The organism is Rathayibacter sp. PhB127 (assembly GCF_003751665.1).
GTDB lineage: Bacteria > Actinomycetota > Actinomycetes > Actinomycetales > Microbacteriaceae > Rathayibacter > Rathayibacter festucae.
In genome coordinates this window covers 285909-308873 of sequence record NZ_RKHW01000004.1, presented here as the reverse complement: position 1 = coordinate 308873, position 22965 = coordinate 285909, and the positions used below count along the sequence as shown (strand labels likewise).

Here is a 22965-nt window from a genome sequence, read left to right as displayed (position 1 = left end):
AGAGGACCACCATGACTCGACGAGGAGTCACCACCCGCGCATCCCGTTCCCGCCGCAGCCCGCTGCGCCGCGCCCTTCTGGCCGCCGCGCTCGGTGCCGCGCTGCTCGCACCGCTGGTCACGCCGTCGCCCGACGCGGCGCAGGCGTTCCCGGCGACGTCGAAGGCCGCCGTTCTGCAGTACCTGCAGTCGATCACCGGGACGAGCATCGTCTCGGGCCAGCACAACAAGGAGCCGGCGAGCTCCCCCGCGCAGTACACGCAGCAGGTGAAGGACATCACCGGGCAGTACCCGGGCCTGTGGGGCGGCGACCTGTTCTTCACCGCCGCCGACGCCGCGAACCGCCAGCGCGTCGTCGACCAGGCGAAGACGGAGTGGGCCAACGGCTCGCTGGTCACCCTCGCCTGGCACGCGTGCCCGCCGACCGGGCCGAGCACCTGCGCGTTCGACGGCGGAGTGAAGAGCCGCATCAGCGACGCGCAGTTCCAGCAGATCGTCACGGGCGGCACGGCGCTCAACACGACCTGGAAGCAGCGGATGAGCGAGGTCGTGCCGTACCTCCGGCAGCTGAAGGACGCGGGCGTGCCCGTGCTGTTCCGGCCGTTCCACGAGATGAACGAGACCTGGAACTGGTGGGGCGGCCGCTCCGGCGCGAACGGCGGCGCGAAGATCTACCAGCAGATGCGCGACTACTTCGACTCGCAGGGCCTGACCAACCTGATCTGGGTCTGGAACGTGCAGGACAACCCCGCAGGCGGCTGGGCGGGCTACTACCCGGGCGCGAACTACGTCGACGTCGTGTCGCTGGACGTCTGGTACAAGGGCTTCCCGAGCTCCGGCGACTACCAGCAGCTGCAGTCGATCGCCGGCTCCAAGCCGATCGCGATCGCCGAGATGGGGAAGGTGCCGGACGCGTCGCTGCTGCAGAGCCAGACGCGCTGGTCGTACTTCATGATCTGGTCGGAGCAGCTGCGCGGCAGCAACACGAACGCCGCCATCCAGAGCGCCTACTTCCACCCCCGCGTCCTCAACCAGGGCGAGCTCACGCTCCCCTGACCCTGCGGCTTCGGCGATCCGTCACGACCGGCTGCCTCCCGCGCGGAGAGGGAGCCGTCCGTGACGGATCGCCGGCGTCCGGACCGGGAGTAGGGTCCTGCGCATGAGTGCTCCGGACGAGAGCGGGCCGTTCTTCCACGGGACGAAGGCGGATCTGCGGGTCGGCGACCTGCTGGTGGCGGGGCGGCGGTCCAACTACCGGCCCGAGATCGTGATGAACCACGTGTACTTCACGGCGCTGGCGGACGGGGCGGGGCTCGCGGCGGAGCTCGCGCCCGGCGACGCGGAGCCGCGCGTCTATGAGGTGGAGCCGACCGGGTCGTTCGAGGACGACCCGAACGTCACGGACAAGAAGTTCCCCGGGAATCCGACGCGCTCGTACCGCAGCGTCGAGCCGCTCCGCGTCGTCCGCGAGGTGCACGACTGGACGCGGCTGACTCCGGAGGCGCTGCGGGCGTGGCGCACGCGCCTCGCCGAGCTCCGCGACGACCCGCGCGCCGGGATCCTCAACTGAGCGGCCGGTGCTCCGCGGTCGCCAGGGACCGCGGCGCGGGCCGACCGATCGGGCGGGCATCCATGCTGGTCGAGTAGCCGGCTGAAAGCCGGCGTATCGAGACCGATCCCCGTCAGCAGGCGGGTCTGCAGGCATTGGTCCTGACGACGGTGGATCTCGATACGCCCGCTCCGCGGGCTACGCGATCAGCATGTGGGCCCGCATCGCGGGCTCCGTAGTCAGGAAAGGAGTGCGCGCCGCGCGGGCTCCGCGGTCAGCGGGCGGCGTCCGCGGACGGCGCCAGCAGGCCCGGCAGGTGCACCAGGGCCGCCGCGCCGATCAGCGGGCCGGCGCCGCCGAGGCCGGAGGCGCGGATCGACAGCCCGCGGGCGTAGTCGAAGACCGCGCGCTCGCACGCCGCCTCGCGCACGAGGTCGAGGTACGACGCCGTGACCGCCGAGAAGCCGCCGCCGACGGCGAAGTCGCGGACGTCGAGCAGCGTCGCCACGTCGGCGATCGCCGTGCCGACGGCCGCGGCCGAGCGTGCCACCGCGGCGAGCGCCACCGGGTCGCCGACCGCGGCTGCCCGCGCCAGGTCCTCGCCGGTCGTCCCCGCGAAGCCGCGGCGCCGCGCCCAGGCGACGCTGCTCGGCCCGGAGGCGATGCTCTCCAGCGTCCCGTCGCTCCCCTCCTCCGGGTCCGCGTCGCCGACGTGGATCTGCCCGATGTGCCCGGCGTTGCCGGAGCGGCCCGCGACCGCGCGGCCGTCGAGCACGATCCCGCCGCCGACCCCCGTCGACACCACCAGGCTCACCGAGGACGCGGCGCCGTGGTTGGCGCCCACCCAGTGCTCGGCGAGCGCGATGCAGGTGCCGTCGAGCCGCAGGGCGACCGGCCGCCCGGGCAGCAGCCGCTCGACCACCGCGCGCAGGGCGAACCCGTGCAGCAGCGGCAGGTTCTTCGGCCGGATGCGCCCCTCGGCGAGGTCGAGCGGGCCGGCGGAGCCGATCCCCGCGCCGACGACCGAGCCCGGCCCCGCAGCCGCGAGCGCCTCCACGACGCACCCCTCCACGGCCGCGCCGAACTCCGCCGGGGTCAGCGCCGGCCCGGTCGGCCGCCGGCTGCGCGAGCCCGGCACGAGCACGCCATCGGCGCGCACGAGCGCCGCCTCGATCTTGGTGCCGCCGACGTCGACGGCGAGCGCGAGCTGCGGGGTCATCTCTTCCTCCGGAAGGTTCTTCTGGGCGACGCGGGTCGTGGCCGACGCCGGTCGCGATCAGCGCGGAGGAGCCGACCGGGAGGCGTGCGCCGGTCCCGGTCGGCTCCGTCGATCGCCGCGGAGAGTCGCCGCGGAGAGCGGCGCGTCAGCCCCAGTCGGCGACGAGCTGGTTGGCGGTGCGCAGCACGCCCGGCGAGACGAGCGCGGCGGGATCGAGCCCGGCCCCGCTCACCCGGAACGTCACCGACTCCCCCGGCAGCAGCGTGACCAGCTGGTCGTCGACGACCGCCGCCGGGTCGACCTTGTCGATGAGCAGCGTCAGGTCGCGCACGAGGTTCTCCGCGGTGACCGTCACCTCCGCCCCGCCGTCGACGGCGCGCACCGAGGTCGTCAGCCGCGCCGCCTCGAGCGCCGACTCCCGGTACTCCGCGAAGAACCAGAACGCGCGCTCCCCCGCGAGCTCGGCGACGAGCAGCTCGCCCGCGACATCGTCCGCGGTACCCACTCCGACCGGCACGGTAACGACCGACCGCGCGTCCAGCGACACCCCCTGCCGCTCCTCCGCGAGCACCGTCCCGTCGAAGCGCACCCGGCGCACGACCACCTCGCCGGCCCACTCCTCGGGGCTGTCGTTCACCGCGACGACCGCGAGCCCGTCGCCGCGCGGCTGCACGGTGAGCAGCCGGTCCGCGTAGACGTGCTTGAGCGCGTAGAGCAGCGGCTTCGCCGTCCCGTCGCCGTCGACCGCCGCCCACGAGGTGACCGGCCAGCAGTCGTTCAGCTGCCAGACCACCGAGCCCATGCAGCGCGGGCTCTCGGAGCGCTGGTGCTCGATCGCCAGCGTGACGGCGAGCGCCTGGTTGAGCGACATCGCCCAGTGCCAGTCCTCGGTGTCGTCGGGCAGCGGGAGGTGCGCGACGAGCCCGTCGGTCAGCTTGTCGTTGCCGTCGGTCGCCTTCTGGTGGTGGATCATCCCGGGCGACTCGGGGGTGAGCGGCGAGTCCGAGATCGAGCGCTGGACGGTCGACCAGGAGGCCGGGCCCTGCCAGCCGAACTCGGCGACGAAGCGGGCGTGCACGTCGCGGTAGGCGGGGTAGTCCACCCGGTTCCACAGCTCCCAGAGGTGCACGGAGCCGTGGTCGACGTCGTTCGCGAAGATCGCGGTGTCGCCGGACCAGGGGCTGCCCGGCGTGTAGGAGCGCTCGGGGTCGAGCTCGGCGACCAGGCGCGGCAGCAGGTCGAGGTAGTAGCCCAGGCCCCAGGTGCGGCCCTGGAGGCGCTTCTCCCAGCCCCACTCCTCGTAGCCCCAGATGTTCTCGTTGTTGCCGTTCCAGAGCGCGAGGCTCGGGTGCGGCATGATCCGCGTCACGTTGTCGCGCACCTCCGCCTCGACCTCGCTCCAGAGCGGCTCCTCCTCGGCGTAGGAGGCGCAGGCGAAGAGGAAGTCCTGCCAGACGAGGATCCCGCGCTCGTCGCAGAGCTCGTAGAAGTCGTCGGACTCGAAGTAGCCGCCGCCCCAGATCCGCAGCAGGTTCATGTTCGCGAACTCGGCCTGGTCCATCCGGCGGGCGAGGCGCGCGCGGTCCACGCGGGTGATGAAGGCGTCGTCGGGGATCCAGTTCGCGCCGCGGATCCAGACCGGCTCGCCGTTGACGACGAAGCGGAACGAGGTGCCCTCCTCGTCGCGGTCCAGCTGCACCTCGATCGTGCGGAAGCCGATGCGCAGCGTCCGGCCGTCGACCACCGCGCCGCCGACGCGCGCCTCGACGTCGAGCAGCGAGAGCGGCTGCTCGCCGAAGCCGCGCGGCCACCACAGTGCCGCGTCCGCCACCGCGAGCTCGAGCACCGCCGAGCGCTCCCCGGCCGGCACGGTGACGGAGGCGGTGACGCCGTCGACGCTCGCCGTCAGCTCCACCTCGTCCTCCGTCGTCCGCTCGAGGTCGACGTGCACGGCGACCCGGCCGGTCGTCCCGTCGACCGTCACGACCGGGCGGACCGCGGCGAGCCGCACCTCGCTCCAGGAGTGCAGCGAGACCGGCTTCCACATCCCGACCGAGGCCGCGTCCAGCCCCCAGTCCCAGCCGAAGTTGCAGGCGGCCTTCCGCAGCGCGTTGAAGGGGTGCGAGTAGGTGTGCGGGCGGTAGCCGATCTCGAGGCTGGCCCGGTCGGCCTCCGCGATCGGCGAGGCGAAGCGGACGACGAGCGCGTTGTCGCCCTCCACCAGCAGCCCGTCGACGGCGAAGCGGTATGTGCGGTGCTGGTTGCGGGTGCTCGCGACGACGGACCCGTTCAGCGTGATCGTCGCGACCGTGTCCAGGCCCTCGAAGACCAGCTCGTGCCGGTCGTGCCCGTCGGGCGACCAGGCGAAGACCGACGCGTACTCCCAGTCGGTCTCGCCGATCCAGGTGACCTTCTTCTCGTTCTGGTCGAGGTACGGGTCCGGGATCAGGCCGGCGGCGAGGAGGTCGGTGTGCACGAGTCCGGGGACGGTCGCCGGGACCGTCGCGCCCGCGATCTCCGCGGGGATCGGGCCGCGGAGCGCGCGCACGCTCCAGCCGTCGTGCAGCGGGCGGAGGGTGGCCGAGAGTCGCTCGGTGCTGAGGTGGGTCACTTGGTGGCTCCTGAGGTCAGTCCGTTGTAGATGAAGCGCTGGAGGAAGAGGAAGGCGATGAGAGTCGGGACGATGACGAGGATCGTGCCGGCGGCGATGACCTCCCACTGTGCTCCGAAGGGGCCCATGAAGCGGAAGAGCGAGGTCGAGATGACCCCGAGATCCTGCGAGGGCATGTAGAGGAAGGGGATGTAGAACTCGTTGTAGACCGCGATCCCCTTGATGATCACGACCGTGGCGATCGCCGGCTTCAGCAGCGGCAGCACGATCCGCCAGTAGACGGTGAAGCGGCTGGCGCCGTCGAGCATCGCCGCCTCGTCGAGCGAGACCGGGATCGACTGCATGAACTGCAGGAAGATGTAGATCGCGACGATGTCGGTGCCGGTGAAGAGCAGGATCGCCGACCAGCGGGTGTTGAAGAGGTCGAGGGCGTTGATCACCTGGAAGGTCGCCACCTGGGTCGTCACCGACGGCACCAGCGTCGCGAGCAGGAACAGGCCCGTCACGAGCCGGCGCCCGCGGAAGCGGAAGCGGTCGATCGCGTAGGCGGCCATGGTGCCGATCAGGATGGTCCCCGCCACCGACACCAGCAGGATGATCCCGGTGTTGAGGAACCCGGTGACCATCCCGCCCTGCGAGAAGGCGATCGCGAAGTTCTCGAGGTTGAACCAGTTGCTCGGCGGGACGAGCGGACCGGTGCTGCGGTACTCCGTCGAGGTCTTGAAGGCGAGCATGAAGATCGTGACGATCGGCACCAGCGCGAACAGGCAGGCGACGATCAGCGAGGTGTACTTGCCGATCGCGCCGAGCACCGAGCCGCGCCGGGGTCGGCGGGAGCCGCGGGGGGCGGGGGTCACGGGCAGGCCGGTGACGGCCTCGGTCCGGGGCTGCGTGGTGGTCATTCCTGGCCCGCCTTCTCGTCGGGGAACACGCGGCGCTGCACCGCGGTGATGATCAGCACGATCGCCAGCAGGACGACGGCCATCGCCGAGGCGAGGCCGACCTTCGAGTAGCGGAACGCGGTGTCGACGGTCTGGATCACGAAGGTCTCGGACCCGTTGGCGCCGCCGGTCATGATGTACGGCATCTCGAACGCCGACAGGGCGCCCGCGATCGCGAGGATGAAGGACAGCCCGAGGATCCGGCGGATGCTGGGCACGATGATGTAGCGGAACTTGTCGAACGACGTCGCGCCGTCGATGTCCGCGGCCTCGTACTGCTCCTCCGGCACCGACTGGATCGCGCCGAGGAACAGCACGAAGTTCAGCCCCATGTAGCGCCAGACCGAGGTCGCGGCCAGCGAGACGTTGACGACGGACGGGTCGCCGAGCCACTGCGGGGTGTCCTGCACGCCGAAGGCGCCGAGCACCGCGTCGAGGGTGCCGTCGGGGCGGAAGAAGTAGAGGAACATCAGCCCGATCGCGACCCCGTTGATCAGGTACGGGAAGAAGATGACGCCCTTGAAGAAGTTGCGGAACCGGGTCCGGAAGCTCAGCAGCGTCGCGAAGAACAGCGCGAGCCCGAGCTGCGCGACCGCGCCGGCCAGGTAGAAGAGGCTGACGAAGAAGACCTGGAAGATCTCGGGCCGGGTGAAGATCTCGACGTAGTTCTCGAGGCCGACGAACGTCTTGTCCGGGTCGAGGCCGTCCCAGTCGGTGACGCTGTACCAGAACATGTTCGCGACCGGGATGTAGGTCAGGACGACGAGGAACGCCAGCGGCACGGCGAGGAACAGCCAGGGCGTGCTGCGGCGCCCGGTCAGCCGCTGGCGGCGGCCGGAGGGCCTGTCGCCGCGACGGCCGCCGCCGGCCCGCTTGCTCGCTCCGACCTCGAGGGGCGGAGCGTCGGTGATCGCCATGTCGATCCTTTCGGCATCCCGGGGAATGCGGTCGTGAGGGGGTGGGGAGGGGGCGACCCGCGGGTGGCGGGTCGCCCCCGGGGCGGAAGGCGGGGCTGCTACTCCGCGACGTCCGCGCGGGCCGCGGCCCAGCGCGCGTTGAGGTCGTCGAAGAGCGACTGCTTGTCGCCGTCGCCGGCGCCGCGGGCGGCGTCGATCAGCTTCTGGCGGTAGGAGTTGCCGAAGAGGTCGATCTCGGCCTCGTTGGCGATGTCGTTGATGACGGCCTCCTTGCCGACCGGGTCCGGAGCGAGCTCGAGGTAGGTCACGCCGAGCGCGTCGAAGTCGGACAGGGTGTCGGGCGCCGGATCCGAGATCACCGGGCTGATCGCGCCCTGGCTGGCGGCGAAGCCGGAGTCCTCGGTGAACCAGTCGATCCAGGCCCGGGCGGTCGCCTTGTTGTCGGAGTTCTTGTTGATCGCGAGGAACTTGTCCGAGGCGGTCACCGAGGTGAACGCGCCGTCCTGCGCCCACGGCATCGGCCAGAAGCCGATCGTGTCGCGCGGCTTGCCGGCCTTCTCGGCGGCGTCCTGCATCTGCGAGACGGCCCAGGAGCCGAGGACCATCGAGCCGATCTCGCCCTGGGCGAGGAGGTCCTTCGACTCCTCCCAGTTCGTGGTGGTCGGGTCGTCCTCGCTGAGGCCGGCGGCGACCGTGTCGTAGAGCAGACCGTCGATGTTGTACTGGTCGTTGCCCTCGGTCCAGGGCGCGTCGTCGGCGATCATCTCGGTGCGGACGTCCTCGCCCTGCACCGTGCCGAGGTTGCCCTCGATGGTCGCGAGCGGCCAGCCGTCCTTGTAGTTCGTGTAATAGGGAGTGACGCCGGTCGCCTTGATCGCCTCGAGGTCGGCCAGGTACTCCTCCTCCGTCTGCGGCGGGTCGGTGACGCCGGCCGCGGTCCAGACGTCGCGGTTGAAGACGTAGCCCATCGCGGAGCCGAAGGTCGAGATGCCGTACGCGGTGCCGTCGAACGAGCCCTCGTTGGTGAAGCGGTACTTCTCGGACAGCTCGTCGGTCGAGCCGAGCGGCTCGAAGTAGTTCGCGTAGTCGTCCTTGGTGACGTTCGAGCTCGGGATGAGCAGCACGTCGCCGTAGTCCTTCGAGTTCAGGCGGATCTTGGTGTCGCCCTCGTAGTCGGTGAGCGCCTCGAACTTCACGGTGGTGCCGGGGTACTGCTTCTCGAAGGTCGAGGCGTAGTCGGCGAAGGTGGTGTCGACGAGGTCGGTGCGGTTGGTCAGCACGGTGATCTCGCCGGCGGGCTCGCCGGAGTCGTTGCTCGCGCCGGCGGAGCAGCCGGACAGGACGAGCGAGGCCGATGCGGCGACGGCGGCGAGGCCGATCAGCGTGCTGCGGCGGGCGGGCGCCGGGCGGCGGGTGGTGGGTCGGTGCACAGGAGTTCTCCTCGGTGGGCCGTCGCCGCCTTCGGCGACGGGAGGTGGTGGTGGGAACGGAGGGGTGGTGCGGGGGTGGTGCCGGCTGCGGCTCGTGGCTAGTGGCGGCCGAGCCACCACTGCCAGAGGTTCGGCAGGTACTTCTTCACCAGCGACTCCAGCCACGAGGGCACGGCGGGCGCGGGGGTCGGAGTGGGCGACGGGGTCGCGGTGGGCGGGGTGGTGGGCGTGACCGTGGGAGTCGCGGTCGGGGTCGCGGTGGGCGTGGCCGTCGGCGTCGCGGTCGGCGTCGGCGTCGCGGTGGGCGGAGCGGTCGGAGTGGGCGTCGCGGTGGGCGGAGCGGTCGGAGTGGGCGTCGGCGTCGGCGTGGTCGCCTCCGCCACCACGGTCTCGACGTCGTCGAGCACCAGCGAGCCCGCGCTCGAGCCGTTCACGTAGAGCGCGTACTGCGTGACCGAGGTGAGGTCGAGATCGGCCTGCGGCGCCCAGGCGGGCGGCGCGAAGTCCTCGAACGGGATCTCGATCCGCTGCACGCCGTCGGCGGACGGGGTGACCGTCGCCTCCCAGTACGCGCCGTTCGCGACGAACTGCACCGCGAGCGGCACGGCCCGGTCGGCGTCGACCGTGAGCGACAGGCCGGAGTAGCCCCACCAGTTCTGCGCGGCCGCGAAGGTCCGCACCGTGCCGGCGTAACCGGCCGTGCCGGTGTCGTAGTCGAAGCGGGCGGCGCTCGTGTCGTTCGCGGGGCTCGGCACCAGCGTCGGCGTGATGGACCCGCCGCCGGTGTTCCGGACGTAGGCGGCCTGCAGCGCGCCGTCGTCGGCGTAGCCGTCGAAGTCCTCGACCACGACCGGCTCGGTCGGCAGCGCCGCCGTGCTGAACGTGCGCGTCGCCGACGCCGTGGCGCCGAGCCCGTTCACCGCGGAGACCTGCCAGTAGTACGTCGTCTCCGGGTCGAGCTCGACCGGGGGCCGGTAGCTCGTGGCCGAGAGCCCGGTGGCGGAGACCAGCGGATCCGCGAGGTCGCTCGAGCTGGAGAGGACGAAGCGGTAGTACGCGGCGTCCGCGGCCGGCTCCCACGAGAAGGTCGGCGTCGCGGTGACGTCCGCCGTGCCGTCCGCGGGCGTCCCGAGCGCGGGGGCCGCAGGCAGGCCGAACGGCGCGGCGTTCGGGGAGGAGAGGCTCACCGCGCCGATCTGCGGCGTCCAGACCTCGCCCGCGCCCTGCGGCCAGGAGATCCGGAGCCGGTTCACACCGGTCAGGTCGCGGACCGAGTACGTGTACTCGCGCCAGTTCCCGGTGCCGCCGCGCGTCTCGACGGCGAGCGGCGTCCAGGTCGCGCCGTCCGCCGATCCCTCGACCGTGAGCGGCACGACCGGCTGGTCGGGCCAGTACCAGGCGGTGATGTCGGCCCCGCTGATGTCGTCGAAGGCGTACTCGAGGCTCGCCGCGTCGGCGCTGTCGCGCTTGACCCGGGAGGCGTCGCCACCGAAGAGCCCGGGGTTGCCGGTGTCGAAGGAGAGGCTGCCGGTGTGGGCCGCCGTCCGGGAGAAGTCGTCCAGCGGGTCGACGAGCGCGACCTGCGCGGCGGCGCTCGTGATCGTCGCCCGCTGCAGCGAGCCGGTGCTCCAGCTCACCCGCACCTGGTCGCCGGAGAGGCCGGTCGCGGCGACGACGCTCGCGCCGTCGCGCTCGGTGGTCGTGGTGGCGGCGTCGGTCCAGGTCTGCCCGTCGCTGCTCGTCGCCACGGTGATCGCGGACGGGTCCGAGACGACGAACTCCGCCGCGCCGATCCCGTCGCGCTGCCAGGTGACGCTCGCGGCGCCGGTCGCGGTGACGACGCCGCCCGCGGGGGTCGGCGCGATCTCCGCGTTCTCGTGGCCGGCGGTCAGCAGCCAGCTCTGCAGCGGGTCGACCAGCACGGCACCGCCGGCGGCGGCGGCGACCGCGTCGGAGGCGGGACCGCGCTGGTCGTCGTCGCCCGCCGGGACGACGCGGTAGCGCGCACCGGCCGGGGAGTCGTAGTCGGTGACGGGCGAGGCCGAGGCCGAGACGGCTCCGTCCGTCACGTCGCTCCACTCCCCACCGGTCGAGCGCTGCACCAGGTAGCCGGTGGCGCCCGCGGTGCCGCGCCAGGAGACCTCGTTGATCCCGTAGTCCTGCTCGATCGCGGTGATCAGCGGGGCGCCGAGCTCCAGCTCGCCGGGCGTGCTGCCCGTGGCGGTGCCGTACTGCTCGATCGCGTCGACGCTCTCCCGCTCGCGCGGGGTCTCGCCCGGGTAGTGCAGGGTGAAGCCGTCGTCGTGCGGCACGAAGCCGCCGCGGTCGCTGTTGCCGAACAGCGACCAGAAGAAGGTCCCCGAGACGTTCGGGTCGGCCGCGGCCGCGCCGAGGAGGTCCTCGCTCGCGGCCGTCGAGGCGTACTCGCCGGCGATGTAGACCTTGTCCGCGCCGGCGACCGTCGCGGCGTCGGCCGAGACCCGCTCGGCGGTCGGCGGGTAGTAGTGCACGTCGACGATGTCGAGGTCGGGCGCCGCGAGGGTGTCCGGGTCGATGTCGAAGCGGCGGCCGGCGGCGACGAGCTGCTCCGGGGCCTGCTCCTTGATGTACGCGACCTGCGCGTTGATCCAGTCGAGGGTCATCCCCTCGAGCTCGTTGCCCAGCTCCCAGGCCATGATCGTCGGGTCGTCGACGAAGCGCGTGCCGGTGATCGTGTTGGTGTGGCCGAGGATCACGTCGACGTAGTCCTGGTACGCGGCGATCGCGGCCGGGTCGGAGTAGAAGTCGTCCGACTCCAGCCCGAGCGGAGTCGTGAAGTCGCGGTGACCGCCGTGGTAGTACGCCCACTCGTCGGTGAGGGGCAGCACCAGGCGGATGCCGAGGGTGCCCGCGTAGGCGACGGCGAAGTCGATGGTGCGGAACGCCTCCTCGTTGTACTCACCGAGGCGCGGCATCAGGGCCAGCGGGTCCTCGTCGTTCTGCCCGGTCGAGGTCATCATGTGCGAGCGGACGACGGTGACGCCCATCTGCGCGGCGGTGTCGAGGGCGTCCTTGATCCGGAAGTAGGTGGGGTAGTCGACGCCGCCGACGTTCTCGTCGAGGCCGAGCCAGTAGATGTTGGTGCCGCTCGCGCGGAACCGCTCGCCGTCGAGGGTCAGTGCGCTGCCGTCGCGCTGCACGAAGGCGGTGTTCTCGCTCGTCCAGTCGGGGGCGATCGCCGTTGCCGAGGCGGTCGGCGCCGCGGCCGGCGCGAGGACGACCAGCGACCCGGCCGTGACGGCCAGCAGTGCGGCTCCGGCGAGGGAGCGGCGCAGGGGGACCCGCGAGAACGCGGAGGGGGTGCGGTGGGCACGTGTCATGGGTTAGCCAGGCTCCTTCGACCGGTGACGTGTCTCGGCGCCGCAGCTGATCGGGAGTCGATCACCGCGGCGACGTGCCCAGAGTCGCTGATGCTCCTGCCCCGCGTCAAGTACAAAGATTAATAATTTATGTAAAGATCGGGCATGGCGAAATTGCGACGACGTGACCGTCCCGGGGGCTCAGGCTCCGCGGGGCCCGGGCTGCGCGGGTGCACTCGTCGTGCCGCGCGCCACCACCACGACCGGTGGGCTGGCGATCGATCCGCTCGCCGACTCGGCGATCTCGCTCAGCAGCTCCTGGCCGGTCAGCATGCCGATCACCTGCACGTCGTGCGAGACCGCCGAGAGCGGCGGCTCGCTCAGCTGGCACTGTGCGGAGTCGTCCCAGGCCAGCAGCGACATCGCCCCCGGCACGTCGAGCCCGAGCTCCCGGGCCGCGTCGAGCGCGCCGATCGCCATCAGGTCGCTGTCCAGGATCACCGCGGTCGCCGGCTGCGGCTCCTCCGCCAGCGAGCGCAGCGCCCGCCCGCCGGATTCGCGCGAGTAGTCGCCCGAGCGCTCGACCGCCTCGAGGCCCCGCTCCGCGCACTCGCGGAGGAAGCACTCGCGCCGGATGCGCGTGTGCAGCAGCTCCTCCGGCCCGCCGACGTGCGCGATCCGCTCGTGGCCGATGTCGGCGAGGAACTGCACCGCGTCGCGCATCGCGTCGTCGTCGTTCGTCCAGACCGCGCGCAGCTCGCGCGCCGCGGAAGGCGGGCCGACGATCACCGCGGGCAGCCCGAGCTCGCGCACCAGCGCCGGCCGCGGGTCGTCCACCTCCAGGTCGACGAGCACCACGCCGTCGACCTCGCCGTCGCGGGCCCAGCGCCGGTAAGTCTCGATCTCCGCGTCGCGGTCGGGCAGCACGTTCAGCAGCACCGAGTGCCCGGCCGGGCGGACCGCGTGCTCCACCCCCGCGATGAACTCGTGGAAGTACGGCTCGGCGCCCATGATCTCGGTGGCGCGGACGAGGGCGAGCCCGAGGGGCCGCGGCGGTCTCGGATCGGTCATGGCGGCTCTCTCTCGGACGGGCGGTACCAGCGTAGGCGCGGGCGCGGGCCGCGGCGCCCGGTCCCGTACGCTGGCGGTCGAGCGGTGAGGAGCAGGCATGGCGCGTCGTGAGGCGACCCCCGCGGCCCCGGGCAGCCGCGCCCTCGTCGTCGACCTGATCCGCTCCTCCGGACCGATCAGCCGCGTCGAGCTCACCTCGGCGACCGGCCTGACCCAGCCGTCGATCTCGCTGATCGTGCGCAAGCTGCTGACCGACGGCATCGTCCGCGAGACCGGATCCACGGCCAGCGGCGGCAAGCCGCGGCAGATGCTCGAGATCAACACCCGGGCGCGGATCGGCGTCGGCGTCCAGCTCGGTTTCGAGTCGATCACCTTCGTGGCGACCGACGCCGGCGGCGGCGTGCTCGCCCGCCAGCAGATCCGCGGGGCGGCGCTCGCGGCCCCGGAGGAGGTCACCCGGCGCATCGTCGACGGCTACGCCGCGTTCGTCCGCGGCACCGGCCTCGACCGCCGCACCATCGCCGGCGTCGCGGTGGTCGCGCCCGGCCCGATCGACCAGGCCGCCGGCCGGATCCTCGGCCCGCCCACCCTGCAGGGCTGGCGCGACTTCCCGCTGCGCGAGGAGCTCGGCGCCGGCTTCGGCATCCCGATCCTGCTCGACAACGACGCGGCCGCCGCCGCCATCGGCGAGTTCTGGAGCCGCGGCGTCTCGCGGCACGAGACCTTCGGCAGCATCTACATCGGCACCGGGATCGGCGCCGGCATCGTCCTCGACGGCGCGCTCTTCCGCGGCGCGAGCTCCAACGCCGCCGAGATCGGCCACATCACCATCGCTCCGGGCGGCCGGGAGTGCTTCTGCGGCAACATCGGCTGCCTCGAGCGCTACGCGGCGCCCTCCGTCGTGGTCGAGGACGCGGGCGCGGACCGCGGCTCGTTCGCGGACCTCGATCTCACCTTCGAGGTGGAGCAGAACGCCCGCGACTTCGACGTGCTGAGCCTCGCCGCGATCAACGGCCACCCCGCCGCGGAGTCGCTGCTGCAGCGATCCGCCGGGCACCTCGCCGACGGCGCCGTCACCCTCGCCAACCTGTTCGACCTCGACGCGCTCGTCCTCACCGGCCCCGGCGTCGCGATCGCCGGCTCGATCTACACGCGGGCGCTGCGCTCCCGGCTGGAGGCCCGCCGCTTCGCCCGCCGCGCGCACCCGATCAGCGTCGAGCTGTCCGCGAACCCGCGCGACGCCGCGGCGATCGGCGCCTCCTCCCTCGTGCTGCAGAGCACGCTCTCGCCCGGCCACGGGCCCGTGCTGCACCAGCCCGCATGACGGTCGTCGTCACTCCGGGCGGAGCCGTGCGCGGGCGGGTGATCGAGACGCCGGACGGGGCGGTGCACGCCTTCCTCGGCGTGCCGTCCCTGCGGGTGGCCGAGCGCTTCCGGCCCGGCGTGGCGGTGGAGCCGTGGTCGGGCGTGCGCCCGGCGACCTCGCGCGGGCCGATCGCGCCGCAGCCGTTCGCGGACGCGCCCGTCTCCGAGCGGGACTCCCTGCACGTGAACGTCTGGACGCCTGATCCCGCCGCCCGTGACCTGCCGGTCTTCGTCTGGGTGCACGGCGGCCTGCACGTCGTCGGATCGAACGCGGAGCCGCTCTCCGACGGCGCGCGCCTCGCCGCCGCGGGCCGGCTGGTCGTCGTCTCCGTCAATTACCGCCTCGGCGCCCTCGGCTTCCTGACCCTCGAGCACCTGCTCGGCGCGGAGTACGCCGACTCCGCGAACCTCGCCCTGCTCGATGTCATCGCCGCGCTCCGCTGGGTGCGCTCGGGCATCGCCGCGTTCGGCGGGGACGCGTCGCGGGTGACGCTCGCCGGGCAGTCCGCGGGCGCGGTGCTGGTGTCGGCGCTGCTCGCCGCGCCCGCTGCCGCCGGCCTCTTCCAGCGGGCGGTGCTGCAGAGCGGCAATCCGGAGCGGATCGGCTCGCGGGCCTTCGGCGAGGGCGTCACCGCCGAGCTGCTCGCGCTCCTGGGCCTGGCGGACGACCCGTCGCGGCTGCTCACGCTGCCCTGGGAGGAGGTGGTCGCCGCCCAGCAGCGGCTGATCGAGCGGCGCTCGGCCGGGCACCCGAACCCGACGCCCGCCTTCCGGCCGAGCCTCGACGGCCGCGTGCTGCCTGCGGCGCCCGTGGACGCGGTCGCCGCCGGAGCGTCCTCGACGGTGGATCTGATCGTCGGCACGAATGTGAACGAGGGCTCCGGCTTCGTCGATCCCGGCGGCCCGGACCCGTCGCCGGACCTCCTCGAGCGCGAGCTGGCGCTGCTCCTGCCGCACTGGCCCGCGTCGCGCGGCAGCCGGACGGAGGCGTTCGCCGCCGCCCTGCGCGCCGACCTCGGCCGCGAGGTGTCCGGTGCCGAGCTGCTCGAGACGTGCCTCGCCGAGACGATCTACCGGCAGCCCAGCCAGCGCCTCCTCGACGCCCGCGCCGGCGCCACCGGCTCGACCCGCGCGTACCTCTTCACCTGGGAGCAGCCCGCCTCGACCGGCGCGCGGCGGGCCGGCCACTCCCTCGAGCTCCCGTTCCTCTTCCGCACCCTCGACTCCGAGCCGGCCCGGACCGAGGTCGGCGACGCCGCCCCCGCGCCCCTCCGCGACACCCTCACCCGCCACTGGTCCGCCTTCGCCGCCACCGGCGCCCCCGGCGCCCCCGGCCCCGACTGGCCCTCGTACGCCCCGTCCCGCGCGACCCTCCTCCTCGCGGAGTTCCCCCGCGTCGCCCACGCCCCCCGCGACGCACTCCGCCGCCTGACCGCATCGTCCCGCCCGCCGACCCCCTGACCCCGCCCGCCGGACCCCTCCCTCCCCAAAAGTTGTCGTAACCGAGCACCCACTACGACAGCTTCTGCGCACCCGAGGCCCCGCGCCGCCCCGCCGCCGCCCCCACTCTCCAGAAGTTGTCGTACTGGACCACCTACTACGACAACTTCTGCGGAGCGGAAGCACCGCTACTCCACCGTGTCGATCACGTCGATCCGCCAGCGGCCGTCGAAGACGAGGCCGATCCGCACGCGGTGGATCAGGTCCGCCTCCTCGGTGCTGCGGAACGTCTCCTTGCCGTTGGCGAGGACGCGGATGCCCGTCGTGTCGAGGAGCGCCCCGACGACGGCGTCGGTACCCGAGTTCGACAGCAGCTCGACCTCGGAGACGACCATGCTCCCGACCTGCCTCACCTTGCCCCGCGAGTACCACCGAGCATCCGAGTCGAGATCAGGGAAGAGCTTCTCGGTCACTCGATCCGCCAGCTCGCCTGGAACGCTGCTGGAGTAACCGCCCTGCGCCCATTCGTCGTAGAGGCTGGCGAATACCTTCACGGCGTCGATCGGTTGCTCCACGCGATGAGATGAGGAGCAACCGGCAAGGACAAGGAAGGCGGACGAGAGGACTACGAACCCGGCAGTACGTGAGAATCGTCGAGCCACGGCGCCCGCCTTCCTGCTGTAGAACGCCTCACACGCTTTCGAGGGCTCCGGACGATCGTTTGACCGCTGCCCAACGGGAGTACTTGACTGGTCATCCGCAGTCCAGATCCACCGGAGTCGAGTAAACGCGATTCGGAGTGTCCGCATAGCCGACTATGTCCACATCTGTCCATGACCGGTAGTTGCTACTTCCCGTCCCGTTGCAGTCGTAGTGTGCGGTGACGCGAGCTCCTCTGCCCAGCCCCTTCGGATTCGGACCAAGACGGCCCTTTCCTTGCTCGCCGACAGCAGCGTGAAGCCAGAAGAGGTTCTTTTTGTCGATCTGCGTCGTCACGTCGGCCAGCGCGTAGTCGCAGGTACTGTTGGCCCAGTTGCCGTGTGACTGTGCGGCGCGCTTCGATGAGGACGTCGAGATGTGCACGTAGTCGACCCGTTGGATGAATTCGCATATCTTGCCGGGTAGCAGCGCATTTCCATCACGATCGTACGTGACGGCATCGGACCCTTCTATCTGGTATACTTGCTCCTCTACGACGGGCATATCACTCGGGGCGTGTCAAGCCTCGGCATGTGCCATCGGGGTGGACGCCATGCCGACGACGAGTGCGGCGGCAAGTGCGGGAACGAAATTCTATCGAGTGTTCATTTCTCCTCTTCATTGATGAGATCTTCTCTTGCCCCTGATGGCGGTCGACACAAACCGCAGAAATGCTCGAGCCAGTGAACCCGAGCTCGAACCGGTATCGCGATTTCTGTAACAGGTTCCATTGCGTGCGCCTACGTTATCGAACCCGAGGATTCTTCGTCCATACACAGAATGTGCCATTAGGTGCATAAGGCGTCACAACACTCGACAAAGCGTCAGACATTTCTGCAAATCATTCGTGTTCTTCCGCTATCCACCAGTTGTCGACTCGCATGGTCGCGACGGCGACTTCTGCGGAGGGGGCGCGTCGGCCCCCACCCGTCACGCCAGCCCTGCGCCGCCGATCGCCAGCGACACGATCACCGTGAACACCGTCGTCCACAGCACGATCGCGACCGCCTGCCAGAGCAGGACGCGGCCCTTCGCGACGCCGGCACCGGCGAGCATCACCGCGGTGAAGTGGGTGGGCAGCAGCAGCGGGCCGAGCAGGCTCACGCCGGGCACGCCGTAGCGGGTGAACGCCCGCTGGAACTTCTCGCGGCGGGCGGTGGCGCGCTTCCGCGGCTTCCCGCCGGTGATCGCCGAGCGGACGCCCGCGCCGAGGAGAACGAGCAGCGCCACGCAGAGGAAGTTGCCCGCGGCGGCCGAGACGGCGGCGACGACCGGGTGGATCCCGCCGATGATGCCGATCGTCGCGGCTCCCTCGCCCTCGATGAACGGCACGGCTCCGGCGAGCGCCACCACGAGCGGCTGGACGAGGTCGGGGACGTCCTGGATGAGGCCCTGGAATCCGAGGATCGCGTCGCTGACGATGGTCGACATGGCGGTGTCTCCTTCTGGCTGAGCGGCCGAACCGCTGCCCCGTCGATCGGGACATGTCCATCCCAGCCCGCCGCACGGGGTGCCCGGCAGTGCCCTCCCGTCACCGCCGCCCGGGAGGATCGGCGGCCCGAGGGGTGACATCTGTCATGGCCGTAGCCTGGGCCGCATGCCGACCGCGCTCCTCGCTCCCGACGACACCGCTGCCGCTCCGCCCTCCGGCAAGGGCGTCGCCGCGACCTGGTGGTACACGCTGCTCTCGGCCGGCTCGTTCGTGCTCGCGGTGCTGTTCGTCTGGCTGGTGCCGCTGCTGGTCGGCGAGCCGTCGCCGTGGCGGGTGGTCGGCTACCTCCTCGGCGCCACGGTCTGGGCGGCGGTCTTCACCGTCTCCGCGCAGCGCTACCGCCGGGCCGACCGAGACGCCCCGGCGCGCGTCGGCCCCGCCACCCTCGGACTCCAGGCACTCGGTCTCGTCGGCGCCGCGGCGACCGGACTGGCGGCGGGCAGCCCCACCCTCCCGCTCTCGCTCGCCTTCGTGCTCGTCGTGCTGCTGCCCTGGCCGCGCGGGATCCGCTGGCGGGTCACCACGTTCCTCACCGTGCTGCTCGCCGTCAGCGCCTGGCTCGAGCACGATCACGCGATCGGCACCGCGCCGCACTCGCTCGCACCGGGTGCCGCGCCGGTCCTCTTCGCGTTCGCGGCCGCGCTGCCCCTCGCGATCGTCAGCATGCTCTGGTGGTGGGACATCGTCCGCGAGCTCGACCGCGCGCGGGTGGCGGAGGGGCGCCTGGCGGCCGCGCAGGAGCGGCTGATCCTCGCCGGCGACGTGCACGACCTCCAGGGGCACCATCTGCAGGTGATCGCCCTGCAGCTCGAGCTCGCCGAGCGGCTGCTGCGCGACGATCCGGACGGCGCCCTGGAGCAGCTTCGGGCCGCTCAGCGCTCGGTCGACGACGCGCGCACCGGCACCCGCGAGCTGGCGACGCGCTTCCGCAGCGTCTCCCTCGCCGACGAGCTCGCGAACGCCGCCGACCTGCTCCGCTCGGCGGGTCTGCGGGTCGAGCTGGCCGTCGATCCCGACGCGGACCGCGCCCCCGCCGACGTGCTCGGGCCGGTCGTCCGCGAGAGCACGACCAACATCCTCAAGCACGGCGGCGGCGAGTCGGCCCGGCTGCGGCTGGCGTGCGAGGCGGAGTCGTGGCGGTTCCAGGCGGTGAACGACGTGCCCGAGGGGGCCGAGTCGGAGGGGGCCGAAGCGGAGGGGGCCGAAGCGGAGGGGGCCGAAGCGGAGGGGGCCGAAGCGGAGGGCATCGAGGCCGGCACCGGCGTCCTCGGCATGACCGAGCGGATCGAGCGGGCCGGCGGCACCCTGCACACGCGCACCGCGCGCCGCTCCTTCGAGCTCGACGCGCGACTGCCCGGCGGTGCCACGTGATCCGGGTGCTCCTCGCCGATGACGAGGACATGATCCGCACCGCCCTCGCCGCCCTGCTCCGGCTGGAGCCCGATCTCGAGATCGTCGGCGAGTGCCGCGACGGAGCGGAGGCGGTCGCCGAGGCCGTGCGCCTCGAGCCCGACGTCTGCCTCTTCGACGTCGAGATGCCCGGCATGGACGGCATCGAGGCGGCGGAGCGACTGCGCCGCGTCTCGGCGACCCGCGTCATCGTGGTCACCCGGCACGCGCGGCCCGGCGTGCTGCGCCGCGCGCTCGCCGTCGGGGTCAGCGGGTTCCTGCCCAAGTCGCGGCGGGTGGAGGACGTGGCGGAGGTGATCCGCCAGGTCGCCGCGGGCCGCCGCTACGTGGATCCCGAGATCGCGGCCGACGCCCTCGCCACCACGCGCAGCCCGCTCACCGACCGCGAGCTGGACGTCCTGAGCGCCGGCTCCCGCGGCGAGACCACCGGCGAGATCGGCACGGCGCTGCACCTGTCCGCGGGCACGGTGCGCAACCACGTCTCGTCGATCCTGCGCAAGCTCGACGTCGACACCCGCCAGCGCGCCGTGATCGAGGCCCGCGAGAACGGCTGGATCTGACGGGCAGCCCCCGTCCGATCTGCAGGCGATCCGCCCCACCTGCCCCCGACCTCGCGCCGGTAAGCGGCTTCCGCGCCGCGTCACCTGCACAACAGACGCGCACCTGCACAACAGACGCGCACCTGCACTGCGGAGGGCTGCTGTCCGATCTGCAGGCGATCGCCCTGTCAGGAGACGAAGTGACGCGGCGATCAGCCCGTTCCCGCGCCGATCGCCTGCAGATCGAACCGGCGCCGGGCTCAGAGCGCGACGACCACGCTCTTCAGCTCGCAGAACGAGCGCAGCGCCTCCTCGCCCAGGTCGCGCCCCATGCCGGACTCCCCCACGCCGCCGAACGACAGCGCCGGATCGAACAGGTTGTACGTGTTGACCCACACGGTGCCCGCACGCAGCCGCCGCCCCATCCGGTGCGCCCGCGCCAGGTCGTTCGTCCACACCCCCGCGGCGAGGCCGTAGGTCTGGTCGTTGGCGAGAGCCACCGCCTCGTCCTCGTCCTCGAACGGGATGACACCGACGACCGGGCCGAAGATCTCCTCGCGCGCGATGGTCATCGTGTTCGTGACCCCCGTGAACAGCGTCGGCTCGACGTAGTAGCCCGGCCGGTCCGGCACGCCGCCACCCACCGCGACGACCGCGCCCTCCGCCTCGCCCTGCGCGATGTAGCCGAGCACCTGCTGCCGCTGCTCCTCGGACACCAGCGGCCCGACGGTCACCCCGCCGGCCAGCCCGTCGCCGAGCGCGACCTTCCGCACCGCCGCGGCCAGGCGCTCCGTCGTCTCCTCGAGGATCGAGCGCTGCACCAGCAGCCGGCTGCCCGCCGTGCACATCTGGCCGGAGTGGCCGAACGACGCGCGCATCGCGGTCAGCACCACGGCGTCCAGGTCAGCGTCCTCGAACACGATGTTCGGGCTCTTGCCGCCCAGTTCCAGAGTCAAGCGGGTGAAGTCCTCGCTCGCGGCGCGCATCACCTTCCGGCCGACCTCGGTGCTGCCGGTGAAGGAGACCTTGCTGACCAGCGGGTGCTCGGTGAGCGCCGCGCCGACCCGGCCGTCGCCAGTGAGCACGTTGACGACTCCCGCGGGGACGCCCGCCTCCTCGCAGAGTGCCGCGAGGCGCAGCATCGTCAGCGGAGTCTGCTCCGCCGGCTTCACGACCACGGTGCAGCCCGCGGCGAGCGCCGGCGCCAGCTTGAAGCTCGCCGTCATGATCGGGAAGTTCCACGGCAGGATCAGCGCCGCGACTCCGACCGGCTCGAGCGTCGTGTAGACGTGGTGCTGCGCGTCGACGGGCACGACCGTGCCGGTCAGCCGCGAGGGGGCACCGGCGTAGTAGCGGAAGACGCGGGCCGAGGTGGCGGTGTCGGCGCGCGAGCGCTCGATCGGCTTGCCGTTGTCGCGGGTCTCGAGCACCGCGAGCTCCTCGAGGCGCTCCTCGATCAGGTCGGCGACGCGGTTCAGGATGCGGCTGCGGTCGTGCGGGCTCATCCCGCTCCAGCGCGCGTCGTCGTGCGCGCGGCGGGCGGCGGTGACGGCCGCCTCGATCTCGGCGGGGTCGGCCTGCGGGACGCGGGTGAGCAGCTCCTCCGTGGCGGGATCGACGATGTCGAGCAGCTCCGCGCCCTCGGGAGCGAGCCACGCGCCGTCGACGAGGAAGGGCTCGATCGGCGCGAGCGGGGCGAGGGTGTCTCTCATGGGGTCTGCGTCTCTCTCATCGGGGGGCCGGGTCGGGGCCGGAGTCGTCGGGGCCGAGGGGGCGGGATGGTCGGTCAGAGCCGGTCGGTCAGGGCCGGTCGAGCAGCCGCGCGGGCTCCTCGACGCTCATCCGCCGCAGCACGTCGTCGGCGACGCCGAGTGCGCGGAGCCCCGGCAGGACGCGCCCGCCGAGGTGGTCGAAGCCGTGCCCGCCGAAGCGGCGCAGCTGGCCCTTCGTCCAGGTGCTGTGACCGAGCACCCAGCGGATGTCGGGGTCGGTGCCGAGCAGCTCCAGCAGCGCGTCCAGGCGCTGCGGGTCGCTCGCGTTGCGGATGCGGCCGACGTGCGCGCCCTCGTTGCCGAAGCAGAGCTCCAGCACGGCGCCGGCCTCTCCGAGGTCGCGGAGGTAAGGCAGGTCGAGGAACTCGTCGACGGTGCTGAACACGACGCGGGAGGGATCCACTCCCTCGGCGACGACGTGCGCGAGGACCTCGAGGCCGTTGCGGGCGTCGGCGGCGAGCCGCACGGTGATCGCGGAGCCGGTGGCGGCGGCCGCGCGGGCCGCGGCGGTGAGGCTGATCCGCTCCTGCTCCCCCTCGGGCGTCGCGAAGGCGCCGGTCGTGCCCATCAGGCCGAGGAGTCCCGCGCGGTAGGTCGTGCCGGGGATCGCCTCCATCAGCGCCCGGGTGAAGAGCCCGGTGCGGCCGTCGACGTCGAGCGCGAGGAACCACTCGGGCAGGAGGCGCGGGAGGTACGCGCCGTACCCGGCGACGATCGCGACGCCCGCCTGGCCGGACAGGGCGGGCAGTCGGGAGTGGTCGGGCCCGAAGCCGAGCGAGCTGAGGTCGACGGCGGCGGCGAGCCCGGCCGAGGCTCCCGCGCGGAGCTCGTCGGCGAGCAGGTCGACATCGTCGAGGCGGAGGTTGTCGGCGAGCGCGAGCTGGCTCCAGCGCAGGGCGGCCGCGAGCTCGGCGGTGACGGGGGCGCCGGGGTCGAGCGCCTCGACGCCGGGCCGCTGCAGCGCGCTCGCGTCGGTCAGCAGGTGCTCGTGCATCGACACGACGCCGAGTTCCGCCGCCTCGACCGGGCCGAGGACCGTCTGGATGGCCATGCGCCGCCTCTCGCGCGGCACGCTGCCGCTGGATCCAATATAGAGCCGGATGGATCCAGAAGCGATGTGTCGGTACTCTCCCAGCCTCCGGCACTCGGACCCTGAGTAGAATCGCAGACAGC

18 protein-coding genes are annotated in these 22965 nt (G+C 72.3%); 6 read left to right on the top strand and 12 right to left on the bottom strand.

Annotated features, from left to right (window positions below; translation table 11 throughout):
* Nucleotides 1–11: 11 nt before the first annotated feature.
* Both EDF22_RS17895 and arr read left to right on the top strand, forming a co-directional pair.
* Nucleotides 12–1055, top strand: a complete 1044-nt coding sequence (locus tag EDF22_RS17895; RefSeq protein ID WP_123706170.1) for a glycoside hydrolase family 26 protein — start codon at nt 12–14, stop codon at nt 1053–1055.
* Nucleotides 1056–1158: 103 nt separating this feature from the next.
* Nucleotides 1159–1569 carry an NAD(+)--rifampin ADP-ribosyltransferase gene (gene arr / locus EDF22_RS17890; RefSeq protein WP_123706169.1) on the top strand — a complete coding sequence of 137 codons (411 nt, stop codon included), beginning with the start codon at nt 1159–1161 and terminating at the stop codon, nt 1567–1569.
* Between the two features lie 253 nt (nt 1570–1822).
* On the opposite strand, the gene EDF22_RS17885 is transcribed toward arr, so the two are convergent.
* The 7 genes from EDF22_RS17885 to EDF22_RS17855 all read right to left on the bottom strand — a co-directional run bounded on the left by EDF22_RS17885 (nt 1823) and on the right by EDF22_RS17855 (nt 13075).
* Entirely contained in the window at nt 1823–2767 is a 945-nt protein-coding gene (locus tag EDF22_RS17885) for an ROK family protein (RefSeq protein ID WP_123706168.1), read from the bottom strand.
* A 145-nt stretch (nt 2768–2912) separates the two neighbouring features.
* Nucleotides 2913–5378 carry a glycoside hydrolase family 2 protein gene (locus tag EDF22_RS17880; protein ID WP_123706167.1) on the bottom strand — a complete coding sequence of 822 codons (2466 nt, stop codon included), beginning with the start codon at nt 5376–5378 and terminating at the stop codon, nt 2913–2915.
* Nucleotides 5375–6280 carry a carbohydrate ABC transporter permease gene (locus EDF22_RS17875; RefSeq protein WP_123706166.1) on the bottom strand — a complete coding sequence of 302 codons (906 nt, stop codon included), beginning with the start codon at nt 6278–6280 and terminating at the stop codon, nt 5375–5377. Before EDF22_RS17875 ends, EDF22_RS17880 begins: the two co-directional genes overlap by 4 nt.
* Complete coding sequence (locus EDF22_RS17870; protein WP_123706165.1) at nt 6277–7236, bottom strand: carbohydrate ABC transporter permease; 960 nt, start codon at nt 7234–7236, stop codon at nt 6277–6279. The genes EDF22_RS17875 and EDF22_RS17870 overlap by 4 nt, the downstream gene beginning before the upstream one ends.
* Before the next feature lie 98 nt (nt 7237–7334).
* Nucleotides 7335–8666 (bottom strand): ABC transporter substrate-binding protein, encoded by a 1332-nt coding sequence (locus tag EDF22_RS17865; protein ID WP_166674028.1) that lies wholly within the window; start codon nt 8664–8666, stop codon nt 7335–7337.
* Nucleotides 8667–8764: 98 nt separating this feature from the next.
* Nucleotides 8765–12025, bottom strand: a complete 3261-nt coding sequence (locus EDF22_RS17860) for a carbohydrate binding domain-containing protein (protein WP_123706164.1) — start codon at nt 12023–12025, stop codon at nt 8765–8767.
* 180 nt (nt 12026–12205) lie between these two features.
* On the bottom strand, nt 12206–13075 hold the full coding sequence (locus tag EDF22_RS17855) for a LacI family DNA-binding transcriptional regulator (RefSeq protein ID WP_185039094.1): 870 nt from the start codon (nt 13073–13075) through the stop codon (nt 12206–12208).
* Between the two features lie 97 nt (nt 13076–13172).
* Here EDF22_RS17855 and EDF22_RS17850 point away from each other — a divergent pair, with 97 nt between their 5' ends.
* Nucleotides 13173–14399 carry an ROK family transcriptional regulator gene (locus tag EDF22_RS17850; RefSeq protein WP_123706162.1) on the top strand — a complete coding sequence of 409 codons (1227 nt, stop codon included), beginning with the start codon at nt 13173–13175 and terminating at the stop codon, nt 14397–14399.
* Nucleotides 14396–15901 carry a carboxylesterase family protein gene (locus tag EDF22_RS17845; RefSeq protein WP_123706161.1) on the top strand — a complete coding sequence of 502 codons (1506 nt, stop codon included), beginning with the start codon at nt 14396–14398 and terminating at the stop codon, nt 15899–15901. The genes EDF22_RS17850 and EDF22_RS17845 overlap by 4 nt, the downstream gene beginning before the upstream one ends.
* 167 nt (nt 15902–16068) lie before the next feature.
* On the opposite strand, the gene EDF22_RS17840 is transcribed toward EDF22_RS17845, so the two are convergent.
* The 3 genes from EDF22_RS17840 to EDF22_RS17835 all read right to left on the bottom strand — a co-directional run bounded on the left by EDF22_RS17840 (nt 16069) and on the right by EDF22_RS17835 (nt 18010).
* Complete coding sequence (locus tag EDF22_RS17840) at nt 16069–16455, bottom strand: hypothetical protein (protein WP_148059232.1); 387 nt, start codon at nt 16453–16455, stop codon at nt 16069–16071.
* A 178-nt stretch (nt 16456–16633) separates the two neighbouring features.
* On the bottom strand, nt 16634–17083 hold the full coding sequence (locus EDF22_RS20550) for a hypothetical protein (protein WP_148059231.1): 450 nt from the start codon (nt 17081–17083) through the stop codon (nt 16634–16636).
* Nucleotides 17084–17509: 426 nt separating this feature from the next.
* Nucleotides 17510–18010 (bottom strand): small multidrug efflux protein, encoded by a 501-nt coding sequence (locus EDF22_RS17835; RefSeq protein ID WP_123706159.1) that lies wholly within the window; start codon nt 18008–18010, stop codon nt 17510–17512.
* Between the two features lie 166 nt (nt 18011–18176).
* Here EDF22_RS17835 and EDF22_RS17830 point away from each other — a divergent pair, with 166 nt between their 5' ends.
* Both EDF22_RS17830 and EDF22_RS17825 read left to right on the top strand, forming a co-directional pair.
* Nucleotides 18177–19442, top strand: coding sequence for a sensor histidine kinase (locus EDF22_RS17830; RefSeq protein WP_185039091.1), 1266 nt, complete (start codon nt 18177–18179; stop codon nt 19440–19442).
* Nucleotides 19439–20041 (top strand): response regulator transcription factor, encoded by a 603-nt coding sequence (locus EDF22_RS17825; protein ID WP_123706158.1) that lies wholly within the window; start codon nt 19439–19441, stop codon nt 20039–20041. Before EDF22_RS17830 ends, EDF22_RS17825 begins: the two co-directional genes overlap by 4 nt.
* A 239-nt stretch (nt 20042–20280) precedes the next feature.
* Here the strand turns inward: EDF22_RS17825 and EDF22_RS17820 are convergent, their stop codons facing one another.
* Both EDF22_RS17820 and EDF22_RS17815 read right to left on the bottom strand, forming a co-directional pair.
* Nucleotides 20281–21732 carry an aldehyde dehydrogenase gene (locus tag EDF22_RS17820; RefSeq protein WP_123706157.1) on the bottom strand — a complete coding sequence of 484 codons (1452 nt, stop codon included), beginning with the start codon at nt 21730–21732 and terminating at the stop codon, nt 20281–20283.
* Nucleotides 21733–21820: 88 nt separating this feature from the next.
* On the bottom strand, nt 21821–22843 hold the full coding sequence (locus EDF22_RS17815; protein ID WP_123706156.1) for a phosphotriesterase: 1023 nt from the start codon (nt 22841–22843) through the stop codon (nt 21821–21823).
* Nucleotides 22844–22965: the final 122 nt, after the last annotated feature.